At 67.0% G+C, this 20,341-nt stretch carries 22 protein-coding genes; 16 read left to right on the top strand and 6 right to left on the bottom strand.

Annotated features, from left to right (window positions below):
* Nucleotides 1-175: 175 nt before the first annotated feature.
* The 12 genes from ACX80X_RS12060 (at nucleotide 176) to ACX80X_RS12005 (ending at nucleotide 11,627) form a co-directional block, all read left to right on the top strand.
* Entirely contained in the window at nucleotides 176-991 is an 816-nt protein-coding gene (locus ACX80X_RS12060; protein WP_252611484.1) for an IclR family transcriptional regulator, read from the top strand.
* A gap of 139 nt (nucleotides 992-1,130) precedes the next feature.
* On the top strand, nucleotides 1,131-2,012 hold the full coding sequence (locus ACX80X_RS12055) for a shikimate dehydrogenase (protein ID WP_459312181.1): 882 nt from the start codon (nucleotides 1,131-1,133) through the stop codon (nucleotides 2,010-2,012).
* Nucleotides 2,012-3,934, top strand: a complete 1,923-nt coding sequence (locus tag ACX80X_RS12050; RefSeq protein WP_459312179.1) for a bifunctional sugar phosphate isomerase/epimerase/4-hydroxyphenylpyruvate dioxygenase family protein — start codon at nucleotides 2,012-2,014, stop codon at nucleotides 3,932-3,934. The genes ACX80X_RS12055 and ACX80X_RS12050 overlap by 1 nt, the downstream gene beginning before the upstream one ends.
* Before the next feature lie 48 nt (nucleotides 3,935-3,982).
* Nucleotides 3,983-4,765, top strand: coding sequence for a protocatechuate 3,4-dioxygenase subunit beta (gene pcaH / locus ACX80X_RS12045; RefSeq protein ID WP_252599664.1), 783 nt, complete (start codon nucleotides 3,983-3,985; stop codon nucleotides 4,763-4,765).
* Between the two features lies 1 nt (nucleotide 4,766).
* Complete coding sequence (pcaG, locus tag ACX80X_RS12040) at nucleotides 4,767-5,330, top strand: protocatechuate 3,4-dioxygenase subunit alpha (RefSeq protein WP_252599663.1); 564 nt, start codon at nucleotides 4,767-4,769, stop codon at nucleotides 5,328-5,330.
* A gap of 14 nt (nucleotides 5,331-5,344) precedes the next feature.
* A complete protein-coding gene (locus tag ACX80X_RS12035) occupies nucleotides 5,345-6,805 on the top strand; it encodes a lyase family protein (protein WP_459309731.1) in 1,461 nt (486 codons plus the stop codon).
* The gene (locus ACX80X_RS12030) at nucleotides 6,798-7,616 is read left to right on the top strand and encodes an alpha/beta fold hydrolase (RefSeq protein ID WP_252611492.1); all 819 of its coding nucleotides are present in this window, start codon (nucleotides 6,798-6,800) and stop codon (nucleotides 7,614-7,616) included. Before ACX80X_RS12035 ends, ACX80X_RS12030 begins: the two co-directional genes overlap by 8 nt.
* Nucleotides 7,613-8,092 carry a 4-carboxymuconolactone decarboxylase gene (gene pcaC, locus ACX80X_RS12025; protein WP_252599661.1) on the top strand — a complete coding sequence of 160 codons (480 nt, stop codon included), beginning with the start codon at nucleotides 7,613-7,615 and terminating at the stop codon, nucleotides 8,090-8,092. Before ACX80X_RS12030 ends, pcaC begins: the two co-directional genes overlap by 4 nt.
* 101 nt (nucleotides 8,093-8,193) lie before the next feature.
* Nucleotides 8,194-9,408, top strand: a complete 1,215-nt coding sequence (locus tag ACX80X_RS12020; protein WP_252599660.1) for a thiolase family protein — start codon at nucleotides 8,194-8,196, stop codon at nucleotides 9,406-9,408.
* Between the two features lie 3 nt (nucleotides 9,409-9,411).
* Nucleotides 9,412-10,071, top strand: coding sequence for a 3-oxoacid CoA-transferase subunit A (locus tag ACX80X_RS12015; protein WP_252611494.1), 660 nt, complete (start codon nucleotides 9,412-9,414; stop codon nucleotides 10,069-10,071).
* Nucleotides 10,072-10,073: 2 nt separating this feature from the next.
* Nucleotides 10,074-10,766, top strand: coding sequence for a 3-oxoacid CoA-transferase subunit B (locus ACX80X_RS12010; protein WP_252599658.1), 693 nt, complete (start codon nucleotides 10,074-10,076; stop codon nucleotides 10,764-10,766).
* A 48-nt stretch (nucleotides 10,767-10,814) separates the two neighbouring features.
* Nucleotides 10,815-11,627, top strand: a complete 813-nt coding sequence (locus ACX80X_RS12005) for an IclR family transcriptional regulator domain-containing protein (protein WP_252611496.1) — start codon at nucleotides 10,815-10,817, stop codon at nucleotides 11,625-11,627.
* A gap of 11 nt (nucleotides 11,628-11,638) precedes the next feature.
* Here the strand turns inward: ACX80X_RS12005 and ACX80X_RS12000 are convergent, their stop codons facing one another.
* Together ACX80X_RS12000 and ACX80X_RS11995 are read right to left on the bottom strand one after the other, a co-directional pair.
* The gene (locus tag ACX80X_RS12000; protein ID WP_256476833.1) at nucleotides 11,639-12,955 is read right to left on the bottom strand and encodes a HipA domain-containing protein; all 1,317 of its coding nucleotides are present in this window, start codon (nucleotides 12,953-12,955) and stop codon (nucleotides 11,639-11,641) included.
* 4 nt (nucleotides 12,956-12,959) lie between these two features.
* Nucleotides 12,960-13,202 carry a helix-turn-helix transcriptional regulator gene (locus ACX80X_RS11995; RefSeq protein WP_252614520.1) on the bottom strand — a complete coding sequence of 81 codons (243 nt, stop codon included), beginning with the start codon at nucleotides 13,200-13,202 and terminating at the stop codon, nucleotides 12,960-12,962.
* A gap of 345 nt (nucleotides 13,203-13,547) precedes the next feature.
* Here ACX80X_RS11995 and ACX80X_RS11990 point away from each other — a divergent pair, with 345 nt between their 5' ends.
* Genes ACX80X_RS11990 through ACX80X_RS11975 form a run of 4 tightly spaced genes read left to right on the top strand, consistent with a single transcriptional unit; the run spans nucleotide 13,548 to nucleotide 17,474 of the window.
* Nucleotides 13,548-14,801: a Re/Si-specific NAD(P)(+) transhydrogenase subunit alpha gene (locus ACX80X_RS11990; protein ID WP_252599654.1), complete on the top strand. Its 1,254-nt coding sequence runs from the start codon at nucleotides 13,548-13,550 to the stop codon at nucleotides 14,799-14,801.
* On the top strand, nucleotides 14,801-15,136 hold the full coding sequence (locus ACX80X_RS11985) for an NAD(P) transhydrogenase subunit alpha part 2 (RefSeq protein ID WP_252599653.1): 336 nt from the start codon (nucleotides 14,801-14,803) through the stop codon (nucleotides 15,134-15,136). The genes ACX80X_RS11990 and ACX80X_RS11985 overlap by 1 nt, the downstream gene beginning before the upstream one ends.
* Nucleotides 15,133-16,506, top strand: coding sequence for an NAD(P)(+) transhydrogenase (Re/Si-specific) subunit beta (locus ACX80X_RS11980; protein ID WP_252599652.1), 1,374 nt, complete (start codon nucleotides 15,133-15,135; stop codon nucleotides 16,504-16,506). Before ACX80X_RS11985 ends, ACX80X_RS11980 begins: the two co-directional genes overlap by 4 nt.
* Nucleotides 16,507-16,556: 50 nt before the next feature.
* On the top strand, nucleotides 16,557-17,474 hold the full coding sequence (locus tag ACX80X_RS11975; protein WP_252599651.1) for a diacylglycerol/lipid kinase family protein: 918 nt from the start codon (nucleotides 16,557-16,559) through the stop codon (nucleotides 17,472-17,474).
* A 78-nt stretch (nucleotides 17,475-17,552) separates the two neighbouring features.
* Here the strand turns inward: ACX80X_RS11975 and ACX80X_RS11970 are convergent, their stop codons facing one another.
* The 4 genes from ACX80X_RS11970 to ACX80X_RS11955 all read right to left on the bottom strand — a co-directional run bounded on the left by ACX80X_RS11970 (nucleotide 17,553) and on the right by ACX80X_RS11955 (nucleotide 20,257).
* A complete protein-coding gene (locus ACX80X_RS11970) occupies nucleotides 17,553-18,392 on the bottom strand; it encodes an ACT domain-containing protein (RefSeq protein ID WP_252599650.1) in 840 nt (279 codons plus the stop codon).
* Nucleotides 18,393-18,470: 78 nt separating this feature from the next.
* A complete protein-coding gene (locus ACX80X_RS11965) occupies nucleotides 18,471-19,097 on the bottom strand; it encodes a thymidine kinase (protein WP_141138805.1) in 627 nt (208 codons plus the stop codon).
* A 145-nt stretch (nucleotides 19,098-19,242) separates the two neighbouring features.
* Nucleotides 19,243-19,677 (bottom strand): acyl-CoA thioesterase, encoded by a 435-nt coding sequence (locus ACX80X_RS11960; RefSeq protein ID WP_082575848.1) that lies wholly within the window; start codon nucleotides 19,675-19,677, stop codon nucleotides 19,243-19,245.
* Nucleotides 19,678-19,753: 76 nt separating this feature from the next.
* Nucleotides 19,754-20,257, bottom strand: coding sequence for a GNAT family N-acetyltransferase (locus ACX80X_RS11955; protein ID WP_056341852.1), 504 nt, complete (start codon nucleotides 20,255-20,257; stop codon nucleotides 19,754-19,756).
* Between the last annotated feature and the right edge of the window lie 84 nt (nucleotides 20,258-20,341).

The following is a 20,341-nucleotide window of genomic DNA, read 5'->3' as shown; positions in this document are numbered from 1 at the left end:
CTGCCTGAGTGATGGCGGAGCGCGGTGCGGCTGGTGTCCGTTGAAAGACCCGGACCAGTAGCCACATGGTGGGAGCTACTTGTGCGATACAGCAATGATGGCTGTGAGCGCAGTCACCTGTCAAGAAAATAATCACCATCTAGAAATAGTTCCCACGATGTGGCAACATCGACGTATGAGTGTGAATCAAACCACAGCAGTCGATGACGTTGCCGCCGAGTCACAGCCGCCCAAGGGTGACCGTACCGACATGGTGGGCAAGGCCCTGGGCCTGCTGGTCCTCCTGGGCGACGAACCCCGCGGTGCCAGCGCCGCGGAGATCTCGCGCCGGGCCGAACTTCCGTTCAGCACTACCTACCGCCTCCTGGGTTCCCTGACGCGCGACGGCTTTGTGGACTATGAGCCGGACGGCCGCCGCTACCACCTGGGCCTCCGCATCTTCCAGCTGGGGCAGCGGGTCTCCAATCATCACGGATTTGCCGGCACGGCCCTGCCGGTGCTGCGTCGCGTCACCGAGCAGACGGGGGAGGCCACCATCCTCAGCGTCCGCGACGGCCATCATCACCTCACCGTTAACAAGGTTGACGGCCCCCAGGCGTTTCGCGTCACCAGCGACCCCGGCCACCTTGGCGCCCTGCATGCAACCGCCGTGGGCAAGGCCCTCGTGGCGTTTGCCGAGGACGCGGAGCGGGAAGCCCTGATCGAGGAGCTCCAGTTGGAAGCGCTCACCGAACACACCATCACGGACCGGGGTGCCTTCCGCGCCGAAATGGAACTGGTTCGCCGCCAGGGGTATGCCGTGATGGATGAGGAGAACGAGAACGGCATGCGCGCCGTGGCCGTGCCGCTGCTCAATTCTCAGGGCCACGCCTTCGCCTCCCTTGCCACCGCCGTTCCCGTGTTCCGCCTCAGCATGGAAGCCCTGCTGGCCCATGTGCCCCTGCTGCACGATGCCGCGGCGGAGCTGGCAGCGCGCTTGCCGCAACGGTAAATAACTCCAAAATGTTCGCATCTAGAACAATCGTGCGAGAAGTGAACAAGTGTTGTACTGTAATCCCTATCACCCGACCCGCCGCAGACGCCTCGAGCGCCGCTGCCCGCCGGGTGCCGTATCAAAAGGAGCTGCCCGGATGAGCAATCAAACTGAGTCCTACCTCGTGGGACTGGTCGGCGATGGCGTGATGCCGTCACTCACTCCCCCCATGCACGAACGCGAAGGCGATGTGCAGGGCCTGCGCTACCTCTACCGCCCCATTGACCTGCTGGAGCTCGGGCTTTCCGGCGATGCCGTGGGGGATCTGCTCAAGAGTGCCCGCAGCCTGGGCTTCAACGGCCTGAACATCACCCATCCGTGCAAGCAGCTTGTGCTGGCGCACCTGGACGAGGTTTCGCCGGATGCACTCAGGCTCGGGGCCGTCAACACAGTCGTCATCGAGGACGGCCGTTTCATCGGCCACAACACCGACTTCTCCGGCTTCGCCGCCGCGCTTGCCTCCGGCCTTCCGGGCGCGCGGCTGGACCGCGTGGTCCAGCTTGGCGCGGGAGGTGCTGGGTCCGCCGTCGCCTATGCCCTGCTCACGGCCGGCGTGAAGGCGCTGGACCTGGTGGATGTGGACCCCGCCCGCTGCGCGGCACGCGCCGCCGAGCTGGCCGGCTTCTTCCCGGGCCGCACCGTCACAGCGCGTACGACGGCGGAGCTGCCGCAGTTGATGCACTTGGCCGACGGTCTGGTGCACTGCACGCCCGTGGGCATGGCCGCCCACCCGGGCGTCCCGCTGGACCTGGACCTGCTGGAAACACGGCACTGGGTGGCGGACATCGTCTACCGCCCGATCGACACCGAACTGGTCCGCGGCGCCCGCGCCAAAGGCTGCGAGGTCCTGGACGGCGGCCGCATGGCCGTGGGCCAGGCGGCGGACTCTTTCCGGATTTTCACCGGGCAGGAAGCCGACGCTGACCGTATGCGCGGCCACTTCCTGGAGCTTGTGGCCAAGGAAGAGGTGGCTGCCTGATGCGCACCGGAATCGCTACGGTCTGCCTCTCCGGCACCCTGAAGGAAAAGATGCAGGCCTGCGCCATCGCCGGCTTTGACGGGATCGAAATCTTCGAGCAGGACCTGGTCACGTCGCCGCTCACGCCCGAGGACGTCCGCAAGATGGCGGCGGACCTCGGCCTCACGCTGGATCTTTACCAGCCGTTCCGCGACTTCGACAGCGTGTCCGAAGACCTCCTGGCCGCCAACCTCCGGCGTGCCGAAGCCAAATTCAAGCTCATGGCGCGGCTGGGCATGGACACCGTCCTGGTCTGCTCGAATGTGGCCACCGCCGGCATCGACAGCGACGACCTCCGGGTGGAACAGCTCGGCCAACTGGCTGCGCTGGCCGGGGACCACGGCGTCAAGGCGGCCTACGAGGCCCTGGCCTGGGGCAAGTACGTCAGCGACTACGAGCACGCCCACAAGCTGGTGGAAGCCGTGGACCACCCCAACCTGGGCACGTGCCTGGACTCCTTCCACATCCTCTCTCGCAACTGGGATACCGCCCCCATCGAGGCCTTCAACCCGGAAAAGATCTTCTTCGTCCAGGTGGCGGACGCCCCCAAGCTCTCCATGGACGTCCTCTCCTGGAGCCGGCACTACCGGGTTTTCCCGGGCGAGGGCCAGTTCGAGCTCGCCAAGTTCATGGGCCACGTGGTCCGGGCAGGGTACAGCGGCCCGGTGTCGCTGGAAATCTTCAACGACGTCTTCCGCCAGTCGGATGTGGAGCGCACCGCCGTCGACGCCATGCGCTCGCTCATCTGGCTGGAGGAGCAGAGCGCCAAGTGGCTGGATGCTGCTTCTGACGGCGAGACGGGCACGGGTGCCGCTGGCACCCGTGCCCCCGGCCGCCGTCGTTATCCAATGGAACTCGCCACGCTCCCGCAGGTAGCCGAACCGGCAGGCTACAACTTCGCCGAAGTCAGGGCCGCGGACACCAAAGGACTGGAAACCGTCCTGGGCCAGCTGGGCTTCGAGTTCAACGGCCGGCACCGCACCAAGGACGTGCAGCTCTGGAGCCTGGGCCACGCCCGGGTGATCATCAACGAGGCCGCACCAGCAGACGGGGACGACTCAACGGTGGGCACGTCAGCGGGGGATGCGTCGCCCGCCACCGCTCCTGCCATTGGTGCCCTTGGCTTTGACGTCGCCTCCCCTGTGATTGCCGCTGCCCGCGCCCAGCAGCTGAAGGCCCCCGCGGTCCCGCGCAAGAGCCAGGCCAACGAGGAAGTGTTCCAGGGCTTCGCCGCCCCGGATTCCACGGAGATCTTCCTGTGCCAGGGCACGTCCGACGGCACCGCGGCCTGGACCAGCGAATTCGGGGAGGGGCTCGAAAAGCCAGCCGCCGGACCCTCCGCCGTGATCGACCACGTCAACCTGGCGCAGCCGTGGCAGCATTTCGACGAGGCCGTCCTCTTCTACACAAGCGCCCTGGCCCTGGAGCCGCAGCCGTTCGCGGAGGTGCCCAGCCCCACCGGCCTGGTCCGCTCGCAGGTCATGGCCACCGGGGACCGCGCCGTGCGGCTGGTGCTGAACCTGGCGCCGCTGAACCAGCAGCGCAGGACCTACCAGGAACACATCGCCTTCGCCGTGGATGACCTGGTGGCCACCGCCAGGGACTGCAAGGCCCGCGGGCTGGAGTTCCTGCAGATCCCGGCCAACTATTACGAGGACCTGGACGCACGCTTCGGGCTGGTACCGGACTTCCTGGCCACGCTGCAGGAACTGAACCTGCTGTACGACCGGGACGCGGATGGCGAATTCCTCCACTTCTACACGGCCACCGTGGGCAGTGTGTTCTTCGAAATGGTGGAACGCCGCGCGGCCTACGACGGCTACGGCGCCCCCAACGCCCCCGTGCGCCACGCAGTCCAGTACGACCACCTGCAGCACCGGTAAAGACAGCACCACCACTCAGAAGCAACAACCAGAGAAGAGGAGGCCGCAGTGGAGACACAGCAGGATCTCAGTGCAGAGATAAACGCCATGGGCGATGCCTACGCGCGGGCGCTCAAGGACGGCGCCTCGGCCGAGACCCAGCCCCGGCTGGACTACGCGCCATACCGCAGCAGCATCCTGCGGCACCCCACCAAAAGCCTGCACCACGCGGACCCGGAAACCATTGAGCTGTACTCGCCGGCGTTCGGCCACCAGGACGTGCACGCCCTGGAATCGGACCTGACCATCCAGCACAACGGCGAACCCCAGGGCGAGCGGATCATCGTGGCCGGCAAGGTCCTGGACGGCGACGGCCGCCCCGTGGCCGGGCAGCTCGTGGAAATCTGGCAGGCCAACGCGTCCGGCCGCTACATCCACAAACGCGACCAGCACCCGGCGCCGCTGGACCCCAACTTCACCGGAGTGGGCCGCTGCATCACCGGCCCGGACGGCTCGTACCGGTTCACCACCATCAAGCCCGGCGCCTACCCATGGAAGAACCACGTCAACGCCTGGCGGCCGGCCCACATCCACTTCTCCATGTTCGGCACGGAGTTCACGCAGCGGATCGTCACGCAGATGTACTTCCCCGGGGACCAGCTCTTCCCGCTGGACCCCATCTACCAGTCCATCGTGGACCAGGACGCCCGCGACCGGCTGGTGGCCAGCTACGACCACAACCTGACCGAGCCGGAGTGGGCGCTGGGCTACAACTGGGACATCGTCCTCACCGGTTCCAAGCGGACCTGGACCGAAAACGAGGCGCTCGGCGCAGCAGGAGACGAGGAATAACATGAGCACAACCACCAATCTTGTTCCCACCCCCGGCCAGACCGTCGGCCCGTTCTACGGTTACGCCCTGCCGTTCGAGAAGGACAACGAACTCCTGGCTCCCGGCTCGCCCGGTTCCCTCCGCCTCCAGGGCACCGTTTACGACGGCGCCGGGGAGACCATCCCGGACGCCATCCTGGAGATCTGGCAGCCCGACGCCGACGGCAGGATCGTGCAGCAGACCGGCTCCCTGGTCCGCGACGGCTACACCTTCACCGGCTGGGGCCGCGCGTCCGTGGGCCACTCCGGCGTGTACACCTTCACCACCGTGAACCCCGGCCCCACCGGACCCGGTGCCGCACCCTTCATCTCCGTGGCCGTATTTGCCCGCGGCCTGATGAACCGGCTTTTCACCCGCATGTACCTGCCGGAAAACGAGGAAGCCCTCGCCAAGGACCCGCTGCTCAGCTCCCTGGACCCGGACCGCCGCAAGACCCTCATGGCCCGCCGCGATCCCGACGGCGGACTCACCTGGGACATCCGCCTGCAGGGCGAGGGCGAAACAGTCTTCCTGGACTTCCAGTGACGGACGCCGCCGGCATGGAAGGTACCGGCCACTTCGGAACCGCTGCGGACGGCGACGTCGGCCTGCTCAGTCCTGTCTCGGCGTCGCCCCTGGTGACGGCGCTGACCGGTGACCGCACGGTGCTGGCGGCGATCCTCGCCGTCGAGTCCGGCTGGGCCGCCGTGCTGGAGAAGGCGGGCCTGGCGCCTGCCGGTTCCGCCGCCGTCGTGGCCTCCGCCGCCGAGGCGGGGCGGTACGACGCAGCAGACATCGCGCTCCGGGCCCAGGGCGGCGGCAACCCCGTCATCCCGCTGCTGGCAGATCTGCGGACGCATGTCTCGGCGTTGGACGGTGCCCGCATCGGCGCAGTAAAGGCGGTCCACGCGTCGCTGACCAGCCAGGACGTTCTGGACACGGCTCTGATGCTGCTCGCGCGCAACACCGTTGAGGCGGTGCTTGCGGACCTGAAATGCACGACGGCGGCGCTCGCCTCCTTGGCGGAGCAGCATGCGGACACGCTGGGCGTGGGCAGGAGCCTGACCCAGCACTCGCTTCCGTATACGTTCGGGCTGCGGGCGGCGCAGTGGTTCCATGGGCTGGCCGCCGCGGGCCGGCAGCTGGGCACCGTGCAGTTCCCGGTGCAGTTCGGCGGGGCGGCCGGAACATTGGCCGCCGGAACCGTGCTCACTTCCGGCTCGGCCACCAGCCCCTTTGATCTGGCCGACTCACTGGCCCGGCAACTGGGCCTGGCCGCGGCGCCCGCGCCCTGGCACACCAACCGTCTGGCCGTCACGTCCCTCGGACATGCCCTGGCCTCGGCGCTGGATGCCGCCGGCAAGATCGCCACCGACGTTCTGTTCCTGAGCCGGCCCGAGGTGGCCGAGCTCGGCGAACCGCGCGCCGCCGGACGCGGCGTCTCCTCGGCCATGCCGCAGAAGCAGAACCCCGTGTTGTCGGTTCTCATCCGCAGCGCCGCACTCCAGGCGCCGCAGCTGGTGGCCCAGCTGCACCTGGCCGCCGCCAACTTCAACGACGAACGCCCCGACGCCGCCTGGCATACGGAATGGCCGGCCCTGCGCCAGCTTCTCCGCCTGGCACTTGGCGCGGCCGGGCACCTGCGGGAACTTGCCGAGGGCCTGCAGGTTTTCCCCGACGCCATGCGCCGCAACCTCGAGCTCGCCGGCCCGTTGCTGCTGGCCGAAGGCGTGGGCGCCGCAGTTGCCCCGCTGCTGGCCGAACAGGATGGCCGCAGCGGGAAGGAGCAGCTGCAGGCCGTGGTGGACCGGGCGCTCCAGGCGCCCGCCGCCGAGCAGGGCGCCACCTACCGCCGGCTGCTCCGCGAGGCTATCCCGGCGGGCGTGCTCACCGATCTGCGGCTCGACGAACTCCTGGACCCGGCCAGCTACCTGGGCCAGGCAGCCGAAATATCGCGACGCATCCTGGCCGCGTACCCCGACTTTTCCAAACCTACCCAGAACGGAGCCAACCGTGGCTAAACCGACCCTGAAGGCAGTTCTGCTGTCGCCCGAACGGGCTTTTGGCGATCGTCCCCTGCTGGTGGTTGGACCATCACTGGGTACGTCCTCCGTCCTGTGGTCCGACGCGGCCACCCTGCTCAGCAACGACTACGACGTGGTGGCCTGGGACCTGCCCGGGCACGGCGTCTCACCCGCCGCAACCGAGACCTTCGACGTCGCGGGCCTGGCGGATTCAGTGGTGGACCTGGTGGACTCGATCGCCCCGGGCGAAGTCTTCCACTACGCCGGGGTTTCGCTCGGCGGTGCCACCGGCCTGCAGCTGGGCATCAAGCACGGCGAACGCCTCAAGAGCCTGTCCATCCAGTGCGCCGGGGCCAAGATCAGCACCCCCGAGGCGTGGCTGGAACGTGCCGAAACCGTGCGCAGCCAGGGCACTCCCGTGATGATCCAGGGCTCCGCGCAGCGCTGGTTCGCGCCGGGCTTTATGGACCGTGAGCCCGAGCGGAGCAGCCGGCTCCTGCATGCCCTCCGCGACACCGACCGCTTCAGCTACGCTTTCTGCTGCGAAGCCCTTGCCGGCTTTGACGTCCGTGCCGAACTCGGCAGCATCACCGTCCCCACCCAGGCAGTGGCGGGTGCGGCAGACACTGTTGTGCCGCCGTCGTTCGCGGAAGAAATTGTTGCCGGCATTACCGCCGGGGGCGGCACTGCGAACGCCGTGACGCTCGGGGGAGTGGCCCACCTGGCCCCGGCCGAGGCGCCCGCCCACGTTGCTGACCTGCTGCGGAGCCTCATCACCTGGAGCGAATCCCGTGGAGCAGCCAAATGAGCGGCGCAGAACTTCCGGGCGATGAACGGCACGGCGTCGTCCAGCCGGACGCCACCAGCCAGCAGATTTACGACGGCGGCATGGTGGTCCGCCGCGAAGTGTTGGGCGCCGCGCACGTGGACCGGGCCAACGCCAACAAGGACGAATTCACCGACGACTTCCAGGACATGATCACGCGGATCGCGTGGGGTGGCATCTGGACCCGGCCGGGCATCTCGCGGCAGATGCGCTCGGCCGTGACCATCACCGCGATGGTGGCGCACGGGCACTGGGAAGAGCTGGCCATGCACATCCGCGCGGCCATCACCAACGGCCTGAGCCGGGACGAGATCAAGGAAATCCTGCTGCAGACCGCCATCTACTGCGGAGTTCCCTCCGCCAACACAGCCTTCAAGACCGCCCAGCAGGTATTCCAAGAACTGGACGCCGCCACCCCACCCACCACCCCGGATAACGCGCCCACCCCACCCCACTAGCCCACCCACCCAACTAGGTAGCACTAACTGTCGTTATGAGCCCTCAAAACGACAGTTCGTGCTACCTAGTTGGGAACCGCGCAGAATTTTGAGGACCAGTTATGAATCAGGCTTTTGTGTACGACGCCGTGCGCACCCCGTTCGGCAAGTTCGGCTCCGGCCTTGCCGCCGTCCGCCCGGATGACCTTGCCGCCCACGTCATCACCGAATCCGTGAAGCGGGCCCCCGGGCTGGATCCCGAGCGGATTGACGAGGTCGTGTTTGGCAACGCCAACGGCGCGGGCGAGGAGAACCGGAATATCGCCCGGATGGGCACGCTGCTGGCCGGCTTGCCGGTCTCGATCCCGGGCACGTCCGTGAACCGGCTCTGCGGTTCCTCCCTGGACGCGGCGATCATCGCCTCGCGCCAGATCAACGCCGGCGACGCCGAGTTGATGCTCGTGGGCGGCGCCGAGTCGATGTCCCGCGCCCCTTGGGTCCTGCCTAAGACGGAGAAGCCCTACCCGGCCGGGGACATGACCCTGGCGTCCACCACGCTGGGCTGGCGGCTGGTGAACAAGGCCATGCCCAAGGAGTGGACAATCTCCCTCGGCGAGGCCACCGAGAGGCTCCGCGAGAAATACGGCGTCACCCGCGAGGCCCAGGACGAGTTCGCGGCGAACTCGCACAACCTCTCCGCCGCCGCCTGGGACGAGGGCTTCTACGACAACCTCGTCGCACCGGTCCCCGGCACCGACCTGGTCCGGGACGAGGGCATCCGCGCCGGGTCCTCGGCAGAGAAGCTGGCCGGGCTGAAGACCGTGTTCCGCACCGAGAACGGCACCGTCACCGCCGGGAACGCTTCCCCGCTGTCCGACGGCGCCTCCGCGGCCTGGATCGGCTCCGAGAACGCCGCCGGGCTGCTCGGGCTCGAACCGCTGGCCCGCATCGCCGGCCGCGGCGCGCACGGCAACGACCCCCAGTTCTTCGGTTACGCCCCGGTGGAGGCCGCGAACAAGGCCCTCGCGAAGGCGGGCATCGGCTGGGACCAGGTGGGCGCCGTCGAACTTAACGAAGCGTTCGCCGCACAGTCACTGGCCTGCATCAACGCCTGGGACATCGACCCCACCATCGTGAACCGCCACGGCGGCGCACTCGCCATGGGCCACCCGCTGGGAGCGTCCGGCACCCGGATCCTGGGCACCCTCGCCCGGTCCCTGCAGGCCTCCGGTGAGCGGTGGGGCGTCGCCGCCATCTGCATCGGCGTGGGCCAGGGCCTCGCCGTCGTCCTCGAAAACGTCACCGCCGCCCCGCCGGCAAAACCAGTGAAGGGCTAAGAGATGCTGACTTTTGTAGATACCGTGGCCGACGCCGTTGCCGGCATCAAGGACGGCTCCACTGTGATGATCGGCGGGTTCGGCAACGCCGGCCAGCCGTTCGAACTGATCGACGCGCTGATGGACTGCGGCGCCAAGGACCTGACCGTGGTGAACAACAACGCCGGCCAGGGCGATCAGGGCCTCGCACTGCTGATCAAGGAAGGCAGGGTGAAGAAGATGATCTGCTCCTTCCCGCGGCAGTCCGATTCGTGGCACTTCGACGCCAAGTTCCACGCTGGCGAGATCGAGCTGGAACTGGTGCCGCAAGGCAATCTGGCCGAGCGGATCCGCGCCGCCGGTGCCGGTATCGGCGGGTTCTTCACGCCCACCGGCTACGGCACCATGCTGGCCGAGGGCAAGGAAACCCGCATTATTGACGGCCGCGGCCAGGTTTTCGAAACGCCCATCCTCGCCGACGTCGCGCTGATCAAGGCACTGAAGGCCGACGGCGTGGGGAACCTCGTGTACCGCAAGACCGCGCGGAACTTCGGTCCCATCATGGCCGCCGCCGCGAAGCACACGGTGGTCCAGGTGTCCGAGATCGTCCCCACCGGGGGGCTCGATCCCGAAAACGTTGTGACCCCCGGAATCTACGTCAACAGCATCGTGAAGGTGGCCTGAACATGAGCGCACAGACCAACAGCCAGGCCAGCATTCAGACGTCCGACAAGCCGCTTGGCCGCGATCAGCTCGCGGAACTGGTGGCCCGCGACATCGCGCCGGGTTCCTTCGTGAACCTGGGCATCGGCCAGCCCACCCTGGTCTCCAACTACCTCAAGCCGGAGCAGAACATCACGCTCCACACGGAGAACGGCATGCTGGGCATGGGCCCGGAAGCCGTGGGTGACGACATCGACGGCGACCTCATCAACGCCGGCAAGATCCCTGTCACCGAGCTGCCCGGGGCATCCTACTTCCACCACGCGGATTCATTCGCGATCATGCGCGGCGGCCACCTGGATATCTGCGTGCTTGGCGCATTCCAGGTCTCGGCCACGGGCGACCTCGCCAACTGGCACACCGGCGCCCCGGACGCCATCCCGGCTGTGGGCGGCGCGATGGACCTCGCCACGGGTGCCAAGGACGTCTTTGTGATGATGACGCTCCTGACCCGCGACGGCGCGTCGAAGATCGTGGACGCGTGCACGTACCCGCTCACCGGCGTGGGCTGCGTGACCCGCGTGTACACGGACAAGGCCGTCTTCCTCACCGGGCCCGACGGCGTCACAGTCCGCGAGACGTTCGGCTGCACCTTCGAGGAACTCCAGGAACTGGTGCCCGTGCCGCTCAAGTCAGCCGCCGCCGTCGCGCTCTAACCCACGGGGCGCGAACTGGCACTCAAGCGCCGAATAGGATTGGTAACCATGACCAATGCACCCGCAGACTCACGGGCCGCCCCGCAGGCGAGTGACCAGTACGTGCAGTCGCTGGCGCGCGGGCTGGCCGTGATCCGCGCCTTTGATACCGACCACCCGGTCATGACCCTCACCGAGGTGGCTGCCCGGACGGACCTGACCAGAGCCACGGCCCGGCGCTTCCTGCACACCCTCGTTGAGCTGGACTACGTACGGACCGACGGCAAAACGTTTGCGCTCACGGCCAAGGTGCTGCAGCTCGGCTACGCCTACCTCAGCGGGCTGTCCCTGCCGCAGCTGGCCCAGCCCCACTTGGAGGAACTGTCCCTCAAGCTGGGCGAATCCACATCTGCGGCGGTGCTGGACGGCACGGACATCGCCTACGTCGCCCGGGTGACCACACGCCGCATCATGAACGTGGGCATCACCGTCGGCACGCGGTTCCCGGCCTATGCCACGTCCATGGGCAGGGTGCTGCTCGCGGCCCTGCCGCCCGCCGGACTGAAGGACTACCTGGAAGCGGCGGAGATTAAACCGCTGACGCCGCGCGGGCTGGGCACTGTCCCCGAGCTGCTGGTGGTGCTGGAAACCGTCCGCGCCCAGGGCTGGTGCCTGCTGGACCAGGAGCTTGAAATCGGGCTGATGTCCGTTGCCGCTCCCGTGTACGACGGGCCAACCAAAGTGGTGGCCGCGGTTAACGTGTCCCTCCAGGCCCAGTCGGTAGCAGCCCAGCCGGACCCGGAAGCGTATCTGGCCGCAGTGACCCGGGGAATCGTGGCTACCGCGAAGCTCGTCTCGGCGGACCTGACCGCCCGGCGGTAGCCTCCGTAAGGTCAGGCGCGTTTCGACCAGGCGGCGATCGGCCTTTTTGGCTTTCCGATCGACTTTCCGGATTCAATCCGGTCGAGGTTATAGCCGATCCTGTCCCGGAGAGCGGGGCTGCCGCCGGAAATGACCGGCGTTTCGTTCAGGGCAACAGCCAGGCGGGCAAGCGTGTCGCGAATGACCGACTCGGTGCGTCGTTTTCCTATTCCACCCCAGCTGGCGGCTTCGGCGTAGAAATGATCAAGGGTGATCCGGTGGTGGTTGAACTCATCGCCGATCGCCAACGACAGCTCGTCGCCAATCTTCCGTGAACCGATCCGCGACGGATCGTCGTTAATGTGCAGAATGGGGACGGCGTCGTAGAGGTCGGCGATCCGTGAATCCCCCTTCGGATCATGAACTATGGAGGCGTTTTTCGCGTGCGCGTCATGATTGCCGATGATCACGTTGTAGACCAGGTGTTGCAACCAAATCTCCAGATCTGTCCCGTCGCCGAAGGATCCAAAGAGTTCCGCGATCTTCCGGGCCGTGGGCCTTAGCGGCGAGTGGGGCTGCTCGGGATTCTGAAACTTGACGGCGGAGTCAGTCCAGTCGAGGCCGAGAGCCTGTGCAGCGTCCTCCTGATGGATGGGACGGACGGCTTCTCCCTCCACGATGCGGTCGTATCGCTGGATGGCAAGGAACGTGACTCGGTTGTAGGTGACCAGCTCACTCTGGAAGCTGGTCAGACCCATGTGTCGTGACAGTTCGTGGGAGTAGTACTCATCGAAGATTGTTGCAGGGCGGTGTGGTGGCGGCGGCTTAAGAATGTGAGTCGAATGCGCCCGATTCTCCGGGTAGGCCCACTCATCAGCGAATTTCGCCAGGAGAACTTTTGGTTGGAACCCCGGGAGCATCGAGCGGCCGCTGTCTGGCTCATTTCCCAGGTCAAAGTCCCGCTGGGCTGTTTCGAGCTTACGGATCACTTCTCGCGTGTTGAGAGGCCGGTAAGCGCCGGGGGCATGGTCGCCGGGCGAATCGGTTCGGAAGGAGAGGGCCCCGGCCATGGTTAGCCCGTATTTCTTGAGGAATGCGAACAGGTCACTCTCATCAATGCGGGCTTTACGTGCAAGCTGGATGCGGTGGTTTCCTTCGGGGGCGTAACCGCCGAGAAAATTGGAGACCTGCCGGGTGTCGACAGTTGTCCCCGGGACGAGTGAGAAACCCTCGCTGAGAAGCCCCGGCGCCCCGGCGAATGAAGGGTTCACCGTGAATGTCACCTGCCGCCGGTCCCGCCGCGTGGGCGTTACCGTGCCAATGTGATCATCGTAGAGATAGACGTCCAAGTGGTCAGGCACCAGTGGATCCTGCGGGAACGTCGTAGCTGATGGTCACCCTGATTCCAAGGCGACGAAGAGTCCGGAACATGCGTGTGGCCCATAGGGTCGGGGTACCGGACTCAAGGCTCGCAAGATACAGGCGGGGGATACCGAGTTCCTCCGCCAGCTGTTCCTGCGTCAATCCGCGTCCAGTGCGCACGTGCTTTACTGCGGCGCCGAATTCCTTGGGGCTGCGGGCTTCGAAGGCGGGCATGCCACTCCTCATAATTGATTATGGCAACACTGTCAAGTGTATGAATATTACAACATTGCGCATTGTTTGAATATACCAACATCGTCGGATGTGTGGATATTCAAACACTCGCTGGCGTTTCAAGCTTCGGACCGATGCCCGGGGCAGCCGCAGACACGCCCCAAAAGACAGCCAACCGGTTGACCCGCAGCAACATAGCCACCGCATCCCATCAAAGCGCCATAGACTCTAGCCAACCACGTGCAGCAGTGCCGCTACTCGAAGCCCCGCCCTGAAACAGCCGGACCACGGCTGGGAGCCAACGCCAGAGGTACTGCAGCACTCGTCCGTAAGGGAGTTGGCGGTTTGAAACTGGGCATACCGCGGGAACGTCATGAGGGTGAGCGGCGTGTGGCCGCCACGCCGGAAACGGTCAAGCAGCTGGCGGGGCTTGGCCTGGACGTCCTGATCGAGGCAGGAGCAGGGGCCGCCGCCGGCTACTCAGACCACGATTACGCCGACGCCGGCGCCCGCATCGTCCAGGACCTGGATCCCGGCGAACTGAACGTCCTGGTCCACGTCCGCCCGCTGGAACCCCCGACGGCGGCAGCCCTGAAGAGGGGCGCCGTCACCGTTGGCCTGGCCTCGCCGTCGTCCGAACTCGCCACCGTGCAGGCGCTCGTGGAGGCCGGCGTCACCGCCTTCGCCCTGGAACTGGTGCCCCGCATCTCGCGCGCCCAGTCCATGGACGCACTCAGCTCCCAGGCCCTGGTGGCTGGCTACCGCTGCGTGCTCGAAGCCGCGATCCGGCTCCCGCGCTTCTTTCCGCTGTACATGACCGCCGCCGGCACCGTCCCGCCGGCCCGCGTGCTGGTGCTCGGAGCCGGGGTTGCCGGGCTGCAGGCCATCGGCACCGCGAAACGGCTGGGGGCCCGGGTCTCCGCCAACGACATCCGGCCCGCCTCCGCTGACGAGGTCGCGTCGATGGGCGGCACGTTCATCAAGCTGGACCTGGAAACGGCGGAGGCATCGGGTGGCTACGCCCGCGAACTCAGTGCCGACCGCGGCGCCCTCCAGCGAGAACTCCTCGCCCCGCACGTCGCCGTGGCGGATGTCCTGATTACGACGGCGGCCGTCCCGGGCAGGCGCGCACCGCTCCTCGTGAGCCGCCAAATGGTGCAGGGCATGCGCCCCGGCTCCGTCGTCGTCGACCTCGCTGCGGAGTCCGGCGGTAACGTCGAGGGCGCTGTTCCCGGCGAGGACATCCTGGTTCCGACCGCCGACGGGCAGGGCCACGTCACGCTGGTGGGGCTGAAGGACGCACCGTCCGCGATGGCGCAGGACGCGTCCCGCCTGTATGCCAAGAACGTGGCCAACCTGCTCGCCCTGATGGTCCGGGACGGCACCGTTGCCCCCGATTTCGAGGACGACGTGATCGCCGGCGCGTGCCTCACGCACGACGGCGCGGTGCGGCACCTGCCCACGGCAGAGGCACTGGCGGCTCTTGTCCCCGCCCTGCCCGACCATGCGCCCCGGGTCCAGGACGATCGGGTCCGGAACGACGGGATCCGGATCGAGGGGCTCCAGATCGACAGGGTCCAGAACGAGGGGGGAATCTGATGGACGGCATGAGCCTGCTGACGGTCACCGTGCTGGCGGTGTTTGTGGGCTTCGAAGTGGTTTCCAAGGTCTCCAGCACCCTGCACACGCCTCTGATGTCCGGCGCCAACGCCATCCACGGCATCATCCTTGTTGGCGCCATTATCGTGGCCGGCCAGGCGGCGGACCCGTGGATCCTGGCGGTGGCGCTGCTCGCCGTGGTGCTGGCCACCGCCAACCTGGTGGGCGGCTTTGTGGTGACGGACCGGATGCTGCACATGTTCCGTGCCCGGAAAGACGTGGTCCGCCAGGAAGCCCCGCTCAAGGAAGCAACCGGCAGGGAGGAAGCAAAGTGACCCTCCTCGATCCGGTCTGGACCTCGCTCCTTTACCTCGCCGCCGCGGTGTTCTTCATTCTTGCCCTTCGCGGCCTCAGCTCGCCCCGGACTGCCCGGCGCGGCAACCTGATCGGTGCCTTCGGTGCGCTGCTCGCCGTCGTCACGGTCTTCCTTTCCGCCCGGCTGGACAACATCCCCTGGATCATCGGTGCCATCGCGGTGGGGTCCGCCGTGGCCGCTCCGGTCGCCCGGCGCGTGCAGATGACACAGATGCCGCAGCTTGTGGCACTGTTCAACGGCGTGGGCGGCGGCGCCGCAGCCCTGGTGGCGCTGCTGGAACTCAGCCACACGGCCGACCCCTGGGTCCGCGTCGCCATCGCGTTCACCCTGCTGGTGGGGGCCGTGTCCTTCGCGGGCTCCGGGGTCACCTTCGCCAAACTCCAGGAGCTCATGACCACCCGTCCCATCGTTTTTCCGGGCCTTCCCGTGGTGATGGCAGCGGTGCTGCTCGCCGCCGTGGGCACCGCCGTGGCCGTCGTCCTGACCGGTTCCCTGGCGCTCGCGGTGCTGCTGATGGTGCTGGGCTTGGCCGCCGGTGCGCTGCTGGTGCTGCCGGTGGGCGGCGCGGACGTGCCCATCGTCATCTCGCTCCTGAACGCGTTCACCGGCCTGGCCGTGGCGGCGTCCGGAGTGGTGCTCGGCAATGTGCTGCTGGTGGTGGCCGGCACGCTGGTGGGCGCCTCCGGTACCATCCTCACTCGGGCCATGGCGGCCGCGATGGGCCGCAGCGTGGCAGGCATCCTGTTTGGCGCCTTCAAGGGAGGTTCGACGGCGGGGTCCACCGCCGTGAGCGAACGTCCCGTCAGGTCCTCCAGCGCGGAGGACGTGGCGGTGCTCCTGGGCTACGCGCAGCGCGTGATCATTGTCCCCGGCTACGGCCTGGCGGTGGCGCAGGGCCAGCACACCGCGGCCGAGCTGGCCCTGGCCCTCGAAGCCCGCGGCATCGAGGTGGACTTCGCCATCCATCCCGTGGCGGGCCGCATGCCGGGGCACATGAACGTGCTCCTGGCCGAGGCGAACGTGCCGTACGAATCGCTCAAGGAGATGGGCGAGATCAACTCCGAGTTCCGCATGGCCGACGTCGCTTTGGTCGTGGGCGCCAACGACGTGGTGAACCCGGCGGCGAAGACGTCCTCCGGCTCGCCGATCTACGGCATGCCCATCCTGGAAGTGGCCGACGCCCGGCAGGTGATCTTCCTGAAACGCTCCATGCGGCCCGGATTCGCGGGAATTGAGAACGAGCTCCTGTACGAACCGCAGACCTCGCTGCTCTTCGGCGACGCCAAGGATTCCCTGGCCAAGGTGCTGGGCGCGGTGAAGGCGCTGTAGCGAAGTACGCTTGTCCGCAAGGCCCAATTCCCATGTCAGCGAAGGACACCATGACAGCCAACAGCTCCACTTCCCTCAAGCGCCCGGCCATCATCATCAATCCTGCCAAGCCGGTGGACATCGACGTCCGTGCCCTGGCAGCCAAGCATTGCTCGAAGAACGGCTGGGGAGATCCCATCTGGCTGGAGACCACCAAGGAGGACCCCGGCGTCGGCCAGGCGAAGGAGGCACTCAAGCAAGGGGCCGACGTCGTTATTGCCGCCGGCGGCGACGGCACCGTGCGGTGTGTGGCCGAGGTCCTTTCCGGCGGGGACGTGCCCATGGGGTTGCTTCCGTTCGGCACCGGAAACCTCCTGGCCCGGAACCTGGGCATGGACGTCACCGACTTTGACGGCGCCATGGCCGGGGCCCTGGCGGGCACGGAGCGGAAGATCGACGTGGTCCGGGCCGCCCGCAATGATCCGGACAAGGAGCAGGTCTTCCTGGTCATGGCCGGAGTGGGCTACGACGCCACCATCATGGCCGACACCAACGAGGACCTCAAGGACAAGGTGGGCTGGCTGGCCTACGTGGACGCCGGGATCCGGAACCTCCCGGGCAAACCAGTGAAGGCCACCATCGTCCTCGACGGCAAGACGGTGGTGCACCGCGGGGTCCGCAGCGTGATGGTGGGCAACTGCGGCAAGGTCCAGGGCGGACTGGAGATCTTCCCGGATGCCAAGATGGATGACGGCCTGCTGGACGTGGCCGTGCTGGCACCGAGGGGGAAATTCGGGTGGTTCTCCGTGGTGGCCGGCATGATCGGCAAGGGCCGCGGCAAGGACACGTCCGTGGAGTACTACCAGGGTAAATCCGTAGAGGTCACCCTCGAGCACAACGATGACTATCAGCTCGACGGCGACCACGAAGGCGACGGCAAGCACGTCCTGATGACCATTGAGCCCGGCGCGCTCACCATCCGGATGTAACCGGCCCAACTAGGTAGCGCTAACTGTCGTTTTGAGGCCCCATAACGACAGATAGCGCTACCTACATTGGCGGGGAACCTACATGCAGGGTGAGGGCGCCGGACGGTGGGCCAGGATTTCGGCGAGCTCGGCGAGCCGGTGCGCGCGGGCTGACTCGGCGGGTGTGAAGGGTTCCCCGGGACGGGCGAAGGTGATGGGGCCGTGCCAGGCGGTGGGGATCTTCAGGCGGGTGCCGTCGGCGTCCGCTTCCAGGGTGGCCTCTGCGGGGGTGAGGATGCGGGCACGAAGCAGCTCGGCGACTGCCAGCGGAAGCTCGTCCGGGGCGTCGGCGATTCGTGCCGCCAGGCTCAGCGCCTTCGTCTGGCCGTCCGCCATGGCCAGCGCGGTGGTGGGCCAGACCCGCGAACTTGAGCCGCCGCCGTCGTGCAGTGCCTCCAGCAGGTGCCGTTCACTGAGGTTCCCCGGCGCCGAGAGCACAAACTCGTCCAGCACACCGCCTGCAACGGGGTGGACGTGGATGCTGAGGATGTTGGTGTCCAGGCGGGCCAGCGCCCGGGTGATTTTCTGCAGCGAACCCGGGTGGTCCTGGAGCACCGTGCGTGCCCGCCACAGCGCCGGTGCGCTGCCCAGCTTCCTGTGGTGCCGGAGCGCCGGCGCGTGCAGCCAGCCGCGGAGCATCCGGGCGGCGGAGGGCTCCGCCACCCAGATCACCAGCACGGTGGCCGTGAGCGTGAGGACCAGCACCTTGGCAAGATACGGCAGGTGCGTTCCCACCACGAGGGCGTGGACCAGCAGTTCGATCGGGAGCATAACGGCCACGTTGGCCAAGGTCAGGCGGGTCTTGGTGGGTTCCGGCATCAGGCCGCAGACTTCACAGCTCAAATCAGCCGCGGCAGGGTTCCTTGCAGTGGGCTTCATGCCTCAAGGATCACAGCGGGGTGTTTCGGCGGCGTTGCCCCGCCGTTCCGATTGTGGGAACAGGCTGCGGGGGCAAACTCACGAGCCCAAGCGGCCGCCGGACTCCTCGAGATAGCAGGAGCCGCAGAGGGACTCGTACCAGACGTCCTGGCCGTCGATGGCCACCTGGTCGCCGTCGAACACCACTTCGTTGCCGACGCGCCGGGTGTTGAAGATGGCCTTGCGCCCACACCGGCAAATGGTCTTGAGCTCTTCCAGCGTGTGGGCGACCTCCATAAGCCGGCGCGATCCCGGGAAGGCGCGGGTCAGGAAGTCAGTCCTGATGCCGTAGGCCAGCACCGGCACGTTGTCCAGGACGGCGATGCGGAACAGGTCATCCACCTGGTCCGGGGTGAGGAACTGGGCCTCGTCCACCAGCAGGCAGGCCACCGGCTTCTGATCCACGTGCTCCAGCAGGGCATCGGGGTCGTCGCCGGCCGCATGGGCGGCGAAGAGCTCACGGACGGGCGTGGTGGCGGAGATCAGGAAGTCCACGGACCGGGTCATGCCCAGCCGGGACACAATGTCGGTATCGCCTTTGGTGTCCACGTCGGGCTTGGCGAGAAGGACACGCTGGCCCCGCTCTTCGTAGTTGAAAGCGGCCTGCAGGAGCCCGGTGGACTTTCCTGAGTTCATGGCGCCGTAGCGGAAGTAGAGCTTGGCCAAGAGGGTCCTTTCAATGGGTCCGGCTATCGATCCTATGCCGTACGTCCCAGGGATCCATCGCAAACGGCCGGCATCCCGGCTGCCGGCACGCCCGCTCGGGTCTCACCCGCCCCGCCCCGCCCGCGCGGGGCCCGTCCCGCCGTCGTCAGTCCTGAATGAGGGTTTCCGTCAGGTGATGCGTGGGAATCCGGTCCCGCTCATAGGTGATTTCGGTGTAGCCGTGAGGCTCGGGCTTGCCGGCCGGGCTGAGGTTCACAAAGACGATCTCTTCGATGGTGAGGATGCTTTGGCGCGTGATCATGTTGCGGACTTCGGCGCGCATAGTCAATGACGTCCGTCCGAAGCGCGTCGCCGTCAGGCCCATTTCCACCAGGTCTCCCTGCACCGCGGAGCTCACGAAGTTGATCTCCGAGATGTACTTCGTGACCGCACGGCCGTTGCCAAGCTGGAGGATGGCGTAGATCGCGGCTTCCTCATCGATCCATTTCAGCAGGCTTCCGCCGAAGAGGGTTCCGTTGGCGTTCAGGTCCTCCGGCCGGATCCATTTGCGGGTGCGGAAGGTGATGTCAGTGGATTCCATATGGCGAGGTTAGCGTGCCGCGGCGCAGGTTACGTGCTGGCAGTTGTTGTGTAACGGACCGCCGCCCGGATTTGGCTCAGGCCATGGCGGTGTGGGCGGCGCTGTGCGAGTCAATCGACTTGGCGTAGCAGTACGAGTGCTCCACGCCCACGTAAGCGCCAAAGTTGGGGACGGAATCGAAGCCGGAGTTCTCGTAGAAGTTCCGGCCGTCCGGCTGCGCTGAGCCTGCTTCGGCCTTGATGCGCGTGATGCCCTGCTTGTGCGCCTCCGCTTCGAGGGCAGCCAGGATGGAGCTGGCCACGCCAGAGCCGCGCGTATAGGGAAGCACGTAGAGCCGCTTGATTTCGGCCGTGGCGCTGTCCAGCAGCCTGAGTCCGCCGCAGCCCACGGGCTGTCCCGAGCCTTTGTCGTACGCCACCAGGAACACGGCACAGTCAGCGCCCGACGGCGGGGTCCCCGGTTCGTGGTCAGGGGTACCGAAGCGGGCGTCCAGTTCCGCCTGCTGGGCCCTGCGCAGATCGGCACCCACAGGGTTGGCCCAGGTGACCTGCCTGATGTTGAGCCGTGGGTTGGTCTGCATCGCGAGCCTCTTTCGCCGGAGGGGTTATGCACAACAAGCCTACGAAGCCGCGGTTACCGTGGTGTTTCCTTGGCGTAAGCGTCC

The sequence above is a fragment of the Pseudarthrobacter sp. MDT3-1 genome, from assembly GCF_054510755.1.
This window is presented reverse-complemented; position numbering and strand designations above follow the sequence as displayed.

What these genes read in the sequence shown, in the direction of transcription:
- ACX80X_RS12060 (WP_252611484.1), top strand. Translation starts at nt 176, where the DNA reads ATGAGTGTGAATCAAACCACAGCAGTCGATGACGTTGCCGCCGAGTCA.
- ACX80X_RS12055 (WP_459312181.1), top strand. Translation starts at nt 1,131, where the DNA reads ATGAGCAATCAAACTGAGTCCTACCTCGTGGGACTGGTCGGCGATGGC.
- ACX80X_RS12050 (WP_459312179.1), top strand. Translation starts at nt 2,012, where the DNA reads ATGCGCACCGGAATCGCTACGGTCTGCCTCTCCGGCACCCTGAAGGAA.
- pcaG (WP_252599663.1), top strand. Translation starts at nt 4,767, where the DNA reads ATGAGCACAACCACCAATCTTGTTCCCACCCCCGGCCAGACCGTCGGC.
- ACX80X_RS12035 (WP_459309731.1), top strand. Translation starts at nt 5,345, where the DNA reads ATGGAAGGTACCGGCCACTTCGGAACCGCTGCGGACGGCGACGTCGGC.
- pcaC (WP_252599661.1), top strand. Translation starts at nt 7,613, where the DNA reads ATGAGCGGCGCAGAACTTCCGGGCGATGAACGGCACGGCGTCGTCCAG.
- ACX80X_RS12020 (WP_252599660.1), top strand. Translation starts at nt 8,194, where the DNA reads ATGAATCAGGCTTTTGTGTACGACGCCGTGCGCACCCCGTTCGGCAAG.
- ACX80X_RS12015 (WP_252611494.1), top strand. Translation starts at nt 9,412, where the DNA reads ATGCTGACTTTTGTAGATACCGTGGCCGACGCCGTTGCCGGCATCAAG.
- ACX80X_RS12010 (WP_252599658.1), top strand. Translation starts at nt 10,074, where the DNA reads ATGAGCGCACAGACCAACAGCCAGGCCAGCATTCAGACGTCCGACAAG.
- ACX80X_RS12005 (WP_252611496.1), top strand. Translation starts at nt 10,815, where the DNA reads ATGACCAATGCACCCGCAGACTCACGGGCCGCCCCGCAGGCGAGTGAC.
- ACX80X_RS11995 (WP_252614520.1), bottom strand. Translation starts at nt 13,202, where the DNA reads ATGCCCGCCTTCGAAGCCCGCAGCCCCAAGGAATTCGGCGCCGCAGTA.
- ACX80X_RS11985 (WP_252599653.1), top strand. Translation starts at nt 14,801, where the DNA reads ATGGACGGCATGAGCCTGCTGACGGTCACCGTGCTGGCGGTGTTTGTG.
- ACX80X_RS11975 (WP_252599651.1), top strand. Translation starts at nt 16,557, where the DNA reads ATGACAGCCAACAGCTCCACTTCCCTCAAGCGCCCGGCCATCATCATC.
- ACX80X_RS11970 (WP_252599650.1), bottom strand. Translation starts at nt 18,392, where the DNA reads ATGAAGCCCACTGCAAGGAACCCTGCCGCGGCTGATTTGAGCTGTGAA.
- ACX80X_RS11960 (WP_082575848.1), bottom strand. Translation starts at nt 19,677, where the DNA reads ATGGAATCCACTGACATCACCTTCCGCACCCGCAAATGGATCCGGCCG.
- ACX80X_RS11955 (WP_056341852.1), bottom strand. Translation starts at nt 20,257, where the DNA reads ATGCAGACCAACCCACGGCTCAACATCAGGCAGGTCACCTGGGCCAAC.